Consider the following 13,493-nt stretch of genomic DNA (forward strand, 5'->3'; position numbering starts at 1 on the left):
ACCTCCGATAGGCTCGGTTCATGACGCGTGAGAACATCAGAACCCCCGACGGCGGCACACTGGAGCTCTTCTCCACGGGTGCGGAACTGGCTTCGGCCGGTTCCGGCGTGGTGGTGGTGCCGGCTTCCATGGTGACCGCAGCCGATTACACCAAATTCGCGCAGAAACTCAGCGCAGCCCTGGGCCGGCCGGTGCACACGTTCAACCGCCGGGGCCGCGGCTCCTCCTCGCCGCAGCCGGAGGACTATACCCTGGATACGGATATCCGGGACCTGGACGCCGTCATGAAGCACACGTCCAGCACCGACGTCTTCGGGCACAGCTTCGGCGGCGCCGTGGCCCTGCACGCGGCGCGTACCCTCCCGGTGGAGCGGCTCGCCGTCTATGACCCGGCGGTGTCCGTGAACCACAGCGTCAAGGCGGACTGGACCGCCGAATATGAAAAAGCCACCGCGGCCGGGGATGACGGCAGGGCCCTTGCGGTCCTGAACAAGGGCTTGGAAACAGGCGGTGCGTTCTCCCGGATGCCGCTGTCCATGCTCACCATCGCGAACAAGCTCACCGCCGCGACCCACGTGGGCAAGCAGCAGCGTGAACTGATGAACACCGGCGTCCGCGAGATCAAGGCCATCATCGCCGCGGACATGCCGGCCGAACCGTTCCTGGCACTGCCCCTGGAAACCCTGATCGTGGTGGGCGAGAAAAGCCCGGCGTACTTCGGTGTGGCATGCGGCCAGATCCACGACGTCCTCTCCGGCTCCAGCTACACCATCCTGCCGGGCGCCGGCCATGACGGCGTGCTCCGCGCCCCGGAGAAGCTGATCACCGAACTCAGCGAGTTCTTCGCCGGCTGACCTGTGAGCCCCGCCCCATGCAGTGCCGGCCGCGTTCAGGGCCAGCCCCGTTCCGGCCCCGCCGCCCAGGCGGCTGGGTGAGCAACCGGTCCCTCACCGGTGCGGCCGCCGCATTCGCTGCGGCTTCCTTTGCGGGCTGGCTTTGCCTGCGGATCGCCAGGAGTCTGGTGACCCCCATCGTCCAGCGGCCGGAGCGCATCAGGATTCTGGACGTCGACGTCGGCTCTGTCACCTTCCGCGCCGATAAGGACACCTCGGCTCCGGGCGTCTACAGCCTGTACTGGGGCAACCGCACCGGGCACGCCCGCATCGGTCAGGTGATATCCAGCGACAACAGGGCCCGCACGGTCACCCGCCGCGTCGAAAAAATCTACAGCGGCCAACTCGAGCGGGACACTGTGGGCTACTGGTCCGGCTACGTCTACCCAACCCCTGAAGGGGCCGGCCTGCCCTTCGAGGACGTGCAGCTGCCAGGACCCGCTCCGGCATGGCTCATCCCCGGCTCCGCCCAGCGCCCCTGGGTCATCCACGTCCATGGGCTCGGCGGGCGCCGGGCCACCGGCCTCCGCACAGCACCGTTCTTCCACCGGCTCGGCTGCACGCAACTGCTCATCTCATTCCGCGGCGACCCTGACGCTCCCCCGACGCCGGACGGCAAACACCACCTCGGCCTCAGCGAACTGGCGGACGTGGAAGCGGCCCTGGATTACGCGGCTGCGCATGGTGCCGGCTCGATCATCATCTCGGGCTGGTCGATGGGTGCAACCATGGCCTTGGCCGCAGCCCACACTTCCGGCCACCGGGACCTGATCACCGGGCTGGTGCTGACGGCGCCGGTCCTGGACTGGCACCGGACGCTCTTCTCCCACACGGCATCGCGGCGTCTACCCACCGCCCTGGCCATCGGAGTGTTGCGGATCCTCCGCGGGCCGCTGCACCGGCTTGCCGGACTGGCCCAGCCGCTGGATCTTCGAACCCTGGATTTCACGGCTATGGCGCCGCCCGTGCCGGCGATCATCCTCCACAGCGTTGGCGATGCCAGCACGCCGATACGCATCAGCGAGGACTACGCGGCCCGTTTCCCTGACCTGGTGAGCCTGGTCAGGTTCCCGGCCTGCCGGCACACGCAGGAGTGGAACAGGGATCCCGCACTCTGGGAAAAGGCGGTGGAAGGCTGGCTTCACCACAACGCGGGGTCACTTAACGCCCGTTCCGGGCCCCGGATTGAGCGTTAAGTGACCCCGCGTTGGTTTGGGAGTGGGGTTGGTCCGGGAGTGGGTTAGTGGGCCGGTCCGTGGCCCGGGGCTGCGCCCTCGGTCTTGCGCATCATCGCGGAAAGCACGACGGCGGCAAGGGCTATGACAGTTGCCGTCAGGAACGCGGCACTCATCCCCGCCACAAGGCCTGATGCGGCGGAGACCACGGCGAAGATGGACACCAGCAAGGCGGTGCCGGCCGCGCCGGCGACCTGCTGCGTGGTGCTCATGATCGCCGAGCCGTGTGAGTACAGATGCGGCGGCAACGGGTTCAGGCCCGTGGTGAACGCCGGAGTGAACAGCAGCGCGAGCCCGAAACTCAGCCCCACATGGAGGGTGACAATCCACCACACAGCAGTGCCGGCGTCGAGCATGGAGAACTGCCACAGGGCCACCACCATCAGGACCGATCCGGTCACGGTGAGCGGCAGGGGGCCGATCCTGTCGAAAAGGCGGCCGATGACCGGACCCAGCAGGCCCATGGCCAGGCCACCCGGGAGCAGCACCAGCCCGGTCTCAAGGGAACCCAGTCCGCGGATTTCCTGAAGGTAGAGGGGAAGCAGAATGACGCCGCCGAAGAGGGCCATCATGGCCACCACCATCAGCAGCACGGAGACGGTAAACATGCGGAATTTGAAGGCGCGGAGGTCCAGCAGGGGTGCCTCAGCCTTCTGCAGCCGGACCTGGCGCAGCACAAAGACCGCCAGGCTGGCGACGCCGATCACGAGCGCGGCAACGGCCACGGTGCCGGGACCGGCCTGCCCGCCGTGTCCGCCACCGATCTGGCTGAGACCGTAGACCAGGCCGCCGAAGGCCGGAACCGTCAGGAAGACCGAGAAAAAGTCGAGCTTGGTCTTTTCTGTCTCACCGATATTGGTCAGGTATTTGGCGCCGATGGCGAGGGCTGCCAGCGCCACCGGCAGGACGAACACGAACATAAAGCGCCAGGTGAAGTGCTCCAGGATCAGTCCGGAGACGGTTGGTCCCATGGCCGGCGCGACCGAGATGGCGATGCTGACGTTGCCCATGACCGCGCCGCGCTTGGCCAGCGGCACCAGCGTAAGGATGGTGGTCATCAGCAGGGGCAGCATGATTGCCGTGCCGCCGGCCTGGACAATGCGGGCCAGCAGCAGGATTTCGAAGCCAGGTGCGATGGCCGCCAGGGCGGTGCCGCCTGCGAAGAGTCCCATGGCGAGCATAAAGACCGCACGGGTGGAGAGGCTCTGGAGAATGAACCCTGTGGTGGGGATGACCACGGCCATGGTGAGCATAAAGCCGGTGGAGAGCCACTGAACGGTGGGAGCATCGACGCCAAGGTCCACCATCAGCCGCTGCAGGGCAACGTTCATGATGGTCTCGTTGAGGATCACCACAAAGGTGGCCACGAGCAGGGTGGCGATGATGGTCACCGACTCGCGGGACATTTTCTCCGTCGCGGGGTGCTTCGGCGCCGCCGTTGGTGCAGGCTGGCCGGGCTGCCCGGCAGCGTTCGGAGAGACTTCTGTAGACATGGGTGTTCCCTCAGGGAGTTTGGAATGAAGTGGCGCGGGCCTGGGAATAAAGTGGCGCGCGAGCATCGTCGCTGCAGATTTCAACACTCTACCCGGTGGAGGAATTCCTCCACCGGGTATTTTTCTTAACCCTGAGGGAACACTTCCGCCTAGGCGGTCTGGCCGGCGTGCCGGCCTTCGGAGATTTCCTCCACCACCTTGCTGTTGAAGGCGGGGAGGTCCTTCGGGCTGCGGCTGGTCACCAGGCCCTGGTCCACCACTACTTCCTCATCGCTCCAGTTGGCGCCTGCGTTCTTCAGGTCGGTCTGGAGCGTGTGGTACGAGGTCACGTTGCGGCCCCGGATCACACCGGCGTCGATCAGCAGCCACGGGGCATGACAAATGGCGGCCACGGGCTTGTGCTGCTCGAAGAAGCTGCGCGTGAAGTTCTGCGCATCTTTGTCCACCCGCAGATGATCGGCGTTCACTACCCCGCCCGGGAGCACCAGCGCGTCGAAGTCCGAAGCATCAGCCTCGGCAACGGTGAGGTCCACGTTGAAGGTATCCCCCTTCTCGGTGCCTTTGTAGCCCTGCAGCCGGCCGCTCGACAGGGCCACCAGGGTGGGTTCGCCGCCGGCGTCCTTCACTGCCTGCCACGGGCTGGTGAGCTCAACTTGCTCCACGCCGTCCGTCAACAGGAAGGCAACCTTCTTCCCTGCGATGCTGTGTTCTGACATTTTTCTCCTTCAGTGAGGCGGACCGGGGCGGCTTCCAGCGCGCGCGGGGACCGCTTCTAGAGTTGGGTGTCTGACCCATCCAGCCTAGAAAAGCCTCAAGTCATAAGCAAGCTGACTATGTGGGAATCACTGTATGCAACGGCGGCGCTGGCAGGTGTACCAGGGCGAAGCTGGGGAACCTCCCGCGCGGACAGATCCGCTGCAGTGCCGCGGGGAGGGTCAGCTGCGGTGGTGCTCGATAAGCCAGCCGGCCATCTGCTGGGCGCGCTTCGCAGCCCCGGTATCGCCTTCGGTGGCCGAGACGATGGAGCCTTTCATCAGGATGTGCCAGGACCGGGAGAATTCCTCGGTGCGCTGCAGGCCTGCCTCTTCGGCGAGTGCCTGCACATGGCCCCTGATCTTTGCCAGGTAATCGATGCTGGCCTTGCCCAGCGGATGGGCGGGACCCATTTCAAGCAGGACGTTGATGAAGGAGCAGGCCTCGAAGTCGTCCCGGAGGAACCAGTCACCAAAGACATCAAAGATGGCCAGCAGCTGTTCGGTGGGTGTGGTGCCGCGGAGCCGCGCCTGGCTGACGATGGCTTCTACGGTCCAGAGCTGGTCCCGCTGTTCAAGGAAGGCGAGGACCAGGGAATCCTTCGACGGGAAATGCCGGTAGAAGGTTGCCTTGGCCACGCCCGAGCGCTCAATCAGCTCGTTGACGCCCACGTCCCGGACGCCGCGGCGAGAGAAGAGATCATAGGCGACGGCGAGGATCCGGCTCCGCGAATCGGCAGGTCCAAGTGCCGCCGCTACCTGGAATTCCGCAGGGGACGGTACGGGATCTGCACCTTGAATCATCGTAAGAATAAGTTTACCCCCAAGGGGAGACAGACCAGTCTTACTCGCTGTAATGTGTTTTTCAGCGCAGTGCTTCGACGCCGAGGGACCCCATCAGGAATCCCACGGCCTGGTGCAAGGAGGCCCCGATGTCAGCAGAGCGAGTTTTCGAATTTATCCCGAGCGCAGAGACTGATCCGTGGATTGAAGGAGCGGCGGCGTCCGCTGAAGTCCGGCAGTTCGCGAAGGAATCCCTGCGGTGGCAGGCCCAGGAAATCATTGATGAAGTGCTGGCCGGGACCGACCCCAGCGAGGAACTGGCCCGGGCCAGGCTGCGCCGCTGCGTGGCACAGAACCCCGGCAGGCCGGAACGTGCTCTCCTGCAGCAACTGATGGTCAACCGTGATCCGCAAGGGGAAACGGCGCTGTAAAGGAAGCCCCTCTTTGCAGGGTTGAGTCAGTCCCGTAAAACCGTCCGGTCAGCAGCAAAGGACGGGAGCAAAGGGCCGGGCCCAGCTCTACAACGTCAGGCTGCGGTCCACGATCCGTCCGGCCGTCACATGAAGGCTCTGGCTGGTGGCACGCGCATGGTTTCGCAACCTGTTGAAGGCTTCATCCATGTCTACCCCTGCGGTGTGGGCTATGACGCCCTTGGCCTGTTCGATCAGCACGCGGGTATTCAGGGCCCGCTGCAGCTGTTCGTTGACCAGGGCCGCTTCCCGGATGGTCCGCTCCTGCATCAGGCTGATGGTTGCCACGTCCGCGAGTGCCTGCCCGATGGCGGCGTCTTCCGCGGTCAGCTCACCTTCCCGGGCCCCGAAGAGTCCCATCGCCCCGATGGTCCGGCCATGAACGCGCATCGGCACAGCATGAACCGAGCGGAAGCCCTGCGAGAGCGCAGCCTCACGGAACTCCCGCCAATCAGTCAAAGCGGCAATGTTCTCCACCTCCACTGCCTTCCCGCTCAGGTAGCACTCAACGCAGGGACCGGCCCCGGCTTCAAGCTGCAGGATCTCCACGAGCCGGCTCTCCTCGCTGGTGGAGGCCACTACCTGAAGATCACCATTGGGGTCGGCAAGGAGCAAGCCCGCGGCCGCCACGTCCAGCAGGCCTACAGACTCCTCCACGAGGTTCTGGAGGAGGTCCACGACGTCGTAGTCAGCCACGAGCGTGTCCGTGATCTTCACGAACGCCTCGCTGACGCGCTCGGCGCGCGTACTGATTCCCATGGCGCCATTTTACTGCAGTGGGCGTCCGCCCGGCCCGCCGTTCTTAGGGTCAAAGCTGAGCCTTCCCGCCAGTACGGCCGCGGCCGTCTCCTTCAAGGTGAGGTCGTGGGCGAAGGCGTGGGCACGCAACAAAAGCAGCGACTCGGCTGCCGTAGCACCGGACTGGGCCAGAACCATCCCTGTTGCCTGGTGGATCTCCCGTCGCGACATCAGCCCCGGTTCAAGGACCGGATCGGTCTCAGGAGAACTGAGGTTGAGGATTTTGCGCAGGAGGTGCCACGAGGTCTGGCCCGCAAGCACCGCCGCCGTCGCCTGGTCGGATCGGCTCAGCTTTCCGGGTAGTGCTCTGTACAGCTCGACGACACCCAGGTCCAGCGCCCCGACTGTCAGCGGAAAGACAAACAGCGCAGCGGCTTGTGTCCCCTGGATCGCCCGGTGGAACATCGGCCACTCGGAATCTGCAGGGGACTGGGCATCGGGGACCAACACGGGCAACCGGGTCTCCAGGGCACGCCAACGGGGACCTTCCCCCAGGTTGAACTGCAGTTCATCCAGGCGGGCGGCGAGGTCATCGGTCGCAGAAACCAGGGTTTCAGCGGCCGAGCCGCCGAACAGGGAAACCGCGGCGCCCGTTATGGGCAGCCGCGCCACATAGGGGGCACACTCGTCGTCCTCACCCGCAGCCATGCCGGGTGCACTTTCCATGGTGAGCCCCTGATCCCTGAATCATTCCGCGGTGAAAGGGCCCGGCTGCAGGCTGAACCGGAACGGCGGAGCCGTCATCTCAAGGATACCTATCGGAATTGACCAGGTCCCTGATTCACCAGTTCCGTGGTTTCCATCAGGTGGGCCAGCAGCGCCCGTTCCGGCGCGCCCGGGTGGGCGGCCAGGCATCGGCGGAGGCGCCAGTGAACCTCCGCGAGGCCGGGCGATGTGTCCTCGAGGATGGAGGCTATGATTTCGCGGGCCTGCCACCCGAGCGGAGTGAGTCCCTCCTCCCGCGTTGCGTAGGCCGCAATCCCGCCGTCCACGGCCCGGGCAACAACTGACGGGTGGTCCGCTGCCTGTTCGTCCCCTGCTCCGTCAGGGACGGCGTGGAACATGGAGTCCAGATAAACCATCGGGGCCTCCCCCTAGGGATCCTGCCGTTCGCGGGTCTCGCCGAAAGGTACGGTCTCACTGACCGCAACCGTGTAGGTGTCGAAGGCATGACGGGTCACAAGGATCCCGCAGAGGCCGGTCAGTGCTGCGTGCTGGCGGGCCAGGTCAACGGCCGAATTGAGGTAGTCGTCCAACGAGGACGCGTTTTTGACCTTGACGAGGTAGGACAGTCCGTCATCTACTGTGCGGATCATGGGATGTGCTCCTGGGTGCAGTGGCATAAGGCCACAGGTATAGGGGGATGCAGGCACGGGAGGATTCTGCCGTGGATGCGGCTCGCCGGGCGGGCCAGGATCGGCAGGCCCAGGCCGGGCGGGGCCTGAAAGGGCAATACGGTAATCGGACCGGAGTCCGGAATGAGGTGTGGGTGCCCGTGCTGGGGAGTGGTCCTCCTGGAGTACGCCAAATAGGGCGATGCCAGGGTCCGGGGCAACGCTTTCAGCATAGCTGATGTGACGAAAGCCGAACAGGGAGCGGAGCTGCGCGGCTCGCCCCGGCAACCTGTTGCTGCCACCGAACCAGCTGCTCCGCAGGCAACGGGATCAGGAGCTGAGCGGTACGTTGTCTATCAGCCGGACCGGTCCCACCTTGGCTGCGATAAGCGCCAACCCCTCGCCACGGAACGGGACGTTCCGGCAGTTTTCGGCGAGCGGCTCAAGGGTGCGCGGATCCACCACGTCGAAGTAGTCCAGTTCAACCAGCGCCTGGGATTCAATCAGTGCCTGCACGGATTCGAGATCCAACGGCTCATTCGCGTTCGCCCGTTCCTCGACGAGCCGCAGCGCCCGTGAGAGCACCAGCGCAGCGTCGCGCTGTTCTGCCGAAAGGAAGCGGTTGCGGCTGGAGAGGGCCAGCCCGTCAGCGGAACGCACAGTGGGTACCGCCACGATGTCGACCGGAAAGTTCAGGTCCGCCACCATGCGGCGCACCAGCGCCAGCTGCTGCGCGTCCTTCTGGCCGAAGTAGGCCCGGTAGGAGGGCAGTCCCCCGCCGCCTCCCGTGACGAAGGCCCCGGTGGCGGGCAACCCGGCTGCGGGCGTGCCGTAGTGAAGCAGTTTGGCAACCACCGTAAGGGCGCCGTCGAAATGGCCCGGCCGGGAGGTGCCTTCCCATTTCTCCCCGAGGGAGCCCGCGCTCACGCGCACCAGCGGCTGGCCACCGGGATAGACCTCCTCGACGGAGGGCGCAAAGACCAGGTCCACACCCTGCTCTTCCAGGAGTGCCAGATCGGCATCAAGGGTCCGCGGGTACCGGTCCAGGTCCACGGCATCACCGAACTGAAGCGGGTTCACGAAAATGGTTGCCACCACCACGTCGTTTTGTTCGACGGCGGTCCGCGCCAACGTGGCATGCCCCTCGTGGAGCGCGCCCATGGTGGGCACGAGGCCCTGTGAGCGGCCCTGTTTGTGCGTGAGCAGGCGGGCACCCGCGTCCCGCAGCTCCGCCGCCGTGGTTACCAGTTGGATGGCCATGTCAGTTTCCTTCTTCCAGCGCAGCCCGGATTGCTCCCAGCTGTTCGGTCTTGAGCAGCCCACGGCTTTCCGCGCGCAGGGCAGTGGCGCGGGCCATGGCGAGGTATGCCTCCAGCACGTCGCCGTGCGCCCCGGCGTCGTGCTCACGCAGCGCCTCGGCATGAGCCTGGACGGTACCCACGTCGCCGCGTGCCACCGGCCCCGTCAGGGCCGATTCGCCAGAGGCCAGGGCATTTTCCAAGGTGGCGCGCAGCAGCGGTCCGAGCATGCGTTCGGGCGCTTCAACGCCAACGTCCCGCAGCAACTGGGACGACTGTGCCACGAGGGTCACCAAGTGGTTTGAGCCATGCGCCAGGGCGGCGTGGTACAGGGTGCGGTCCCCCTCCGCGATAGCCACCGGTTCAGCGCCCATCTCCACTACCAGCGCCTGGGCGATGGGCAGCATCGCGGCGTCCGCGGTGACCCCGAAAGTACAGTCAAGCAGGCGGGCGAGGTCCAGGCTCATGCCGGTGAAAGTCATCGCCGGGTGCAAAGCCAACGGAATGGACCCTGCCGCCCGGACCGGACGGAGGACCCCCACGCCGAACCTGCCCGAGGTGTGGGCAACAATCTGACCCGGCTGCCAGGCCCCCAGTTTGGCCAGGCCGTCAACCAAGCCGGCCAGGGCGTCATCCGGGACTGCCAGGAGCACCAGTTGGGAGCGCTCCACGATGTCCTGGATCTCCAGGACCGGAACGCCGGGCAGCAACGCCTCCGCGCGTTCGCGGCTGGCGTCGGACACCGCGGAAACCCCGACGACGGCGTGCTCGGCAGCGCGCAGGGCGGCACCGAGGACGGCGCCCACTTTGCCGGCACCAATGATTCCGACGCCGAGGCGTCCGGGCTTAGCCACGTTGCGGGCCTTCCTGTTGGGGTGTCAGTGGCGGGGTGTCGCTGGCCTCAGCAGCGGGTGCGGGCTCAACCGACTCAACGGCTGGCGCGGCAGGAGTCCCGGTGGACCCAGCCACCGGCGCCGTGCTCTGGAGGTCCTGCACCACCGGTACCGCCGCCTGGAAGGGCTCCACCACCTGCGCTAGCCAATGCTCGGTGGTCTGACGCTTGCGGGCGAGCCGGGCCCGGGCGGCCTGCGCATCAAAGAGGGCGCGGGCCTCGTCCGCTCCGGCCTGGATCAGCCGCGGAGACACCGGCCCCGCCGTGGTGTGCAGGACAAGGTCCGCGAGCCCGAAACGCCGTGCGAGCGGACCCTGTTGCAGGGCCAGCGACTGGGTCCGCTGATGCGGGACCACCACCAACTGCCGCCACCACCGGCCCGAGCGGATCAGGAGGGCAGTAGCGGTGGCTGTGAACCCGTTGCGGCGCCATCCCAGCGGTGCGAGCAGCCTGCCGCGGCGCGGCGTGGTGACAAAACCGCCGTCGGAATCCAGCCCGTTGAGCCCGGCCGCGAAAATCCGCCCGGGTTCGGCAGTACCCGGGTCCGGGAGCACCAGCGAGAGCATGCTCATCACGTGAGGCAGCTTTCCGACCGGCAGCAGTGTGGTGCGCGAAGACACTTCCCCGTTGCTGCCCAGCGCCCCGTACCCGGCAACATTGACCTGGATCCGGTACCAGCCGAAGATCCGCCAGAGCGGCGGCTGCGAGACTTTCAGGGCCTGGATCCTGCCGGGCGGCAGCGTCTGCGCCTGGGTATCCAGGAGCCCGTAGCGCAGCCGGATCCCGTCCGGCGAAATGGCGGCAGTGAAGTTGTAGCCCTTGTTGAAGGAGCCCCAGTAGCTGGCAGCCAGGCCCAGCGCCGCAGGAATCAGGTAGAAATAGAAGCCGCGGTTCTCCGTCACGGCGGACAGGATCACCGACGCGACGCCGCCCAGGACCACAAAAAAGCTCTGTTCACTCAGGAGGAGCGAACCCACCAGGCGCGACGGCGGCACTGACAGTACGGGATGTTCCGGCGCCTCAGGAGCCGGTTCCTGCGGACGTTCAGGATCCAGGACCACGCCGGCCGCGCGCGCCAGGATGTCCGCCCGGAGCTGCCGGGCATCGTCCATGCGCAGGAACGCGAGCCGCACAGCGGATTCGCCGGCGTCCGCCACCTCGAACTTGAGCTCAGCCAGCCCGAAGATCCTGGCCAGGAGCGGCTGGACGATGTCGATGGCCTGGACCCTGTCCAGCCGGGCCTGCCGCTGCTGGCGAAAAAGGAAACCCGAGTTCACCCGGACGTAGCCGCCGGACACCTGGTACTTGGTGAAGTACCACTCCAGGACGAAACCGGCCACAGTAGCCAGCAGCACGGCACCACCGGCGGCCACGAGCCAGGGTGCCCTGCCGGCGAAGTCTTCTTCGAAGACAGGCCGGCCCTGCAGCATCCGTTCGAAAATGTCCCGCCCGAAGAAAAAGCCGATGGCTGCCAGCGCCAGCCAGCCACGCACAAAAGGCGACGCCGGGTGGACCCGCAGCCACTCGCCGTCGGGCGTTTTCGGAAGCACTGCAGGCGCGCCGGGCTCCGGAACGTCTGCGGTCACAGTCCTGCCAGCCTGGCTTCGCCCCGGGCTGCGAGCTGCTCGCGCAGGCGGGCGCCCTCCGCAGCGGGCAGGCCGGGGATCAGCGCGTTGGTCCCGGGCGAGGCGGTGTGCAGTTTGAGGGTGCAGAGCCCCAGCCCGCGCTCCACGGGTCCCACTGCGATATCGACGTACTGCATCCGCCCGTACGGTACAGCCATGGTCCGCTGGAAGAAGATGCCGCCGCGGATCAGCAGGTCATCATCGCGTTCCGCATAGCCGATGGCGCGCACCTGGCGCGGGATCAGCGCGAGCCGCCACAATGCCAGGACCAGCGTCACGGCCGGGACGGTGATGGCCAGCCACAGCGGGGGCCACCGCCACCAGCCCGACAGGACAAGTACCAGGGGAAGGGACAGGATCAGCACTGCGGCCAGGTTGGCGATGGCCCACTGGACCAGCCGGACGGTGATGTACTTCGGCGACACGCGCTGCCAGATGATGCCGGGAGGATCAATCGCCTCGGTACGCATATTCGCCTTCCCCCGCGGCTTCGCCCCGCGGGCTCCGTTTGCCCTCGCCGGGCGTTTCGGTGTCTTCGGGCGGGATCTTGCAGAACCGCTCCACCAGCAGCCCCACGACGATCATGACCAGGCCGCCGCCGGCCATGGCGACAGCCACCCAGGTGATGCCCTGGTCGCTGCGGAGGTTCCAGATCCGGAGCTGGTCCAGGAAGATCCCCACGTGCCAGCCGAGCAGGACAGTGCCTGCGTAGGCGCAGGCCTGGGCCAGTACCAGCGTCCGGGCAGCGAGGATCGGGTTCAGTGCAGTCTTTTTCCTGGTGGCGTCGCGGTTGCTGTTACGCCACCTGAGGATCCGGATGCCAAGAATCAGGGTGATGGCCACGATCACGCCCATGGAGGCCAGGGCGGTGGCCGGCAGAACCGGGGTGGCCAGGCTGAACCGGCTGGTCACCACCGTGGCCGACCAGCCTGCAATGGCCATGACCAGGCCGATCAGCATCAGGCGGAGGGGATTGATGGGCTTCACGGTTACTCCACCGCCCCTGCTGTGGGGACGCCGTCGTAGTCGCCGAATCCGTCAAATGGAGCCAGATCGCCGAAGTCGGCGGCGCGGGCAGCCAGGACGCTGATGCGTTCGCCGTCCAACGTGGCGGCCGGCTCGATCAGGGACCAGGGGTAAAGCACAAAAGCTCGCTTGGCCGCGAGGGGATGCGGCAGCGTCAGCACGGGATCGTCGCTGATGACATCGCCGTAGGTGATGATGTCGACGTCGAGCGTCCGCGGCCCCCAGCGGACCTCGCGCACGCGGTGGTGCTTGTTCTCCACCGCCTGGCAGTGCTTCAGCAATTCAGCGGGGTCCAGCGTCGTTTCGACGGTGATGACCATGTTCAGGAAGTCCGGCTGGCCCGCCGGGCCGCCCACCGCTTTGGTCTGGACTACGGGGGAAACGGCGAGCAGCCGGACCTCGGGCGGGTCCACCAGGTCCGCAACAGCTTCGGACAGGGTGTCGTTCCGCTCACCCAGGTTGCTGCCGAGCGCAAGCACAGCCTTGGTATAACCGGTCATGGCTGCGGCCCGCCTGTTGGGGCATTTTGCTGCCGGGCGCGGTGGACGCTCACGGCCACATCACCGAAAGGCACCTCAATGGGCGCCTGCGGCTTGTGAACCGTGATGTCCACCGCCTCGATGGCGAAGTCCCTAAGCAGCGAATCGGCGATCCGGACCGCGAGGGCCTCGATCAGGTTCAGCGGCTCCCCGGTGATCCACTCCTTGATCCGGTCCGCCACCTCACCATAGTGCGCGGTGTCCCGGACGTCGTCGGATTCAGCGGCCTTGGCAAAGTCCAGATGGAGTACGGCGTCCACCACAAACGGCTGGCCGTCGCGGCGTTCAAAATCAAACACGCCGTGATAGCCGACCGCGGTGACCCCGCTCAGCGTAATCCTGTCCATGGGTCCCC

17 protein-coding genes are annotated in these 13,493 nt (G+C 66.4%); 3 read left to right on the forward strand and 14 right to left on the reverse strand.

Features of this window, described 5'->3' with window-relative positions; all coding sequences use genetic code 11:
- Nucleotides 1-20 precede the first annotated feature (20 nt).
- Nucleotides 21-854, forward strand: a complete 834-nt coding sequence (locus AC1MCA_RS08740) for an alpha/beta fold hydrolase (RefSeq protein ID WP_479802742.1) — start codon at nucleotides 21-23, stop codon at nucleotides 852-854.
- A 77-nt stretch (nucleotides 855-931) separates the two neighbouring features.
- The gene (locus AC1MCA_RS08745) at nucleotides 932-2,089 is read left to right on the forward strand and encodes an alpha/beta hydrolase family protein (RefSeq protein WP_479802744.1); all 1,158 of its coding nucleotides are present in this window, start codon (nucleotides 932-934) and stop codon (nucleotides 2,087-2,089) included.
- 44 nt (nucleotides 2,090-2,133) lie between these two features.
- On the opposite strand, the gene AC1MCA_RS08750 is transcribed toward AC1MCA_RS08745, so the two are convergent.
- From AC1MCA_RS08750 to AC1MCA_RS08760, 3 genes are all read right to left on the reverse strand, one after another.
- Nucleotides 2,134-3,621, reverse strand: a complete 1,488-nt coding sequence (locus tag AC1MCA_RS08750; protein ID WP_479802746.1) for an MDR family MFS transporter — start codon at nucleotides 3,619-3,621, stop codon at nucleotides 2,134-2,136.
- Nucleotides 3,622-3,770: 149 nt separating this feature from the next.
- Nucleotides 3,771-4,337: a type 1 glutamine amidotransferase domain-containing protein gene (locus AC1MCA_RS08755; RefSeq protein ID WP_479802748.1), complete on the reverse strand. Its 567-nt coding sequence runs from the start codon at nucleotides 4,335-4,337 to the stop codon at nucleotides 3,771-3,773.
- A 219-nt stretch (nucleotides 4,338-4,556) separates the two neighbouring features.
- A complete protein-coding gene (locus AC1MCA_RS08760) occupies nucleotides 4,557-5,177 on the reverse strand; it encodes a TetR/AcrR family transcriptional regulator (RefSeq protein WP_479802750.1) in 621 nt (206 codons plus the stop codon).
- A gap of 128 nt (nucleotides 5,178-5,305) precedes the next feature.
- Between AC1MCA_RS08760 and AC1MCA_RS08765 the strand changes: the two genes are divergently transcribed.
- Nucleotides 5,306-5,587 carry a hypothetical protein gene (locus AC1MCA_RS08765; protein WP_479802752.1) on the forward strand — a complete coding sequence of 94 codons (282 nt, stop codon included), beginning with the start codon at nucleotides 5,306-5,308 and terminating at the stop codon, nucleotides 5,585-5,587.
- 87 nt (nucleotides 5,588-5,674) lie between these two features.
- Here AC1MCA_RS08765 and AC1MCA_RS08770 read toward each other — a convergent pair whose 3' ends face one another.
- The 11 genes from AC1MCA_RS08770 to folB all read right to left on the reverse strand — a co-directional run bounded on the left by AC1MCA_RS08770 (nucleotide 5,675) and on the right by folB (nucleotide 13,485).
- The gene (locus AC1MCA_RS08770; RefSeq protein WP_479802754.1) at nucleotides 5,675-6,385 is read right to left on the reverse strand and encodes a GAF and ANTAR domain-containing protein; all 711 of its coding nucleotides are present in this window, start codon (nucleotides 6,383-6,385) and stop codon (nucleotides 5,675-5,677) included.
- A 9-nt stretch (nucleotides 6,386-6,394) separates the two neighbouring features.
- Complete coding sequence (locus tag AC1MCA_RS08775; RefSeq protein ID WP_479802756.1) at nucleotides 6,395-7,090, reverse strand: GAF and ANTAR domain-containing protein; 696 nt, start codon at nucleotides 7,088-7,090, stop codon at nucleotides 6,395-6,397.
- 89 nt (nucleotides 7,091-7,179) lie between these two features.
- The gene (locus AC1MCA_RS08780) at nucleotides 7,180-7,506 is read right to left on the reverse strand and encodes a hypothetical protein (RefSeq protein ID WP_479802757.1); all 327 of its coding nucleotides are present in this window, start codon (nucleotides 7,504-7,506) and stop codon (nucleotides 7,180-7,182) included.
- A gap of 12 nt (nucleotides 7,507-7,518) precedes the next feature.
- A complete protein-coding gene (locus AC1MCA_RS08785) occupies nucleotides 7,519-7,740 on the reverse strand; it encodes a hypothetical protein (protein ID WP_479802759.1) in 222 nt (73 codons plus the stop codon).
- A gap of 348 nt (nucleotides 7,741-8,088) precedes the next feature.
- Nucleotides 8,089-9,018 carry a 4-phosphopantoate--beta-alanine ligase gene (locus tag AC1MCA_RS08790; RefSeq protein ID WP_479802761.1) on the reverse strand — a complete coding sequence of 310 codons (930 nt, stop codon included), beginning with the start codon at nucleotides 9,016-9,018 and terminating at the stop codon, nucleotides 8,089-8,091.
- A gap of 1 nt (nucleotide 9,019) precedes the next feature.
- Nucleotides 9,020-9,910 carry a Rossmann-like and DUF2520 domain-containing protein gene (locus AC1MCA_RS08795; protein WP_108597324.1) on the reverse strand — a complete coding sequence of 297 codons (891 nt, stop codon included), beginning with the start codon at nucleotides 9,908-9,910 and terminating at the stop codon, nucleotides 9,020-9,022.
- The gene (locus AC1MCA_RS08800) at nucleotides 9,903-11,534 is read right to left on the reverse strand and encodes a PH domain-containing protein (RefSeq protein WP_479802763.1); all 1,632 of its coding nucleotides are present in this window, start codon (nucleotides 11,532-11,534) and stop codon (nucleotides 9,903-9,905) included. The genes AC1MCA_RS08795 and AC1MCA_RS08800 overlap by 8 nt, the downstream gene beginning before the upstream one ends.
- Entirely contained in the window at nucleotides 11,531-12,043 is a 513-nt protein-coding gene (locus AC1MCA_RS08805) for a PH domain-containing protein (protein ID WP_108597326.1), read from the reverse strand. The genes AC1MCA_RS08800 and AC1MCA_RS08805 overlap by 4 nt, the downstream gene beginning before the upstream one ends.
- Complete coding sequence (locus AC1MCA_RS08810) at nucleotides 12,024-12,560, reverse strand: DUF3180 domain-containing protein (RefSeq protein ID WP_479802765.1); 537 nt, start codon at nucleotides 12,558-12,560, stop codon at nucleotides 12,024-12,026. Before AC1MCA_RS08810 ends, AC1MCA_RS08805 begins: the two co-directional genes overlap by 20 nt.
- Nucleotides 12,561-12,562: 2 nt before the next feature.
- The gene (gene folK / locus AC1MCA_RS08815) at nucleotides 12,563-13,099 is read right to left on the reverse strand and encodes a 2-amino-4-hydroxy-6-hydroxymethyldihydropteridine diphosphokinase (RefSeq protein ID WP_479802767.1); all 537 of its coding nucleotides are present in this window, start codon (nucleotides 13,097-13,099) and stop codon (nucleotides 12,563-12,565) included.
- Nucleotides 13,096-13,485 carry a dihydroneopterin aldolase gene (gene folB, locus AC1MCA_RS08820; RefSeq protein WP_479802769.1) on the reverse strand — a complete coding sequence of 130 codons (390 nt, stop codon included), beginning with the start codon at nucleotides 13,483-13,485 and terminating at the stop codon, nucleotides 13,096-13,098. The genes folK and folB overlap by 4 nt, the downstream gene beginning before the upstream one ends.
- Between the last annotated feature and the right edge of the window lie 8 nt (nucleotides 13,486-13,493).

It is taken from the genome of Arthrobacter sp. BK1, assembly GCF_056680055.1.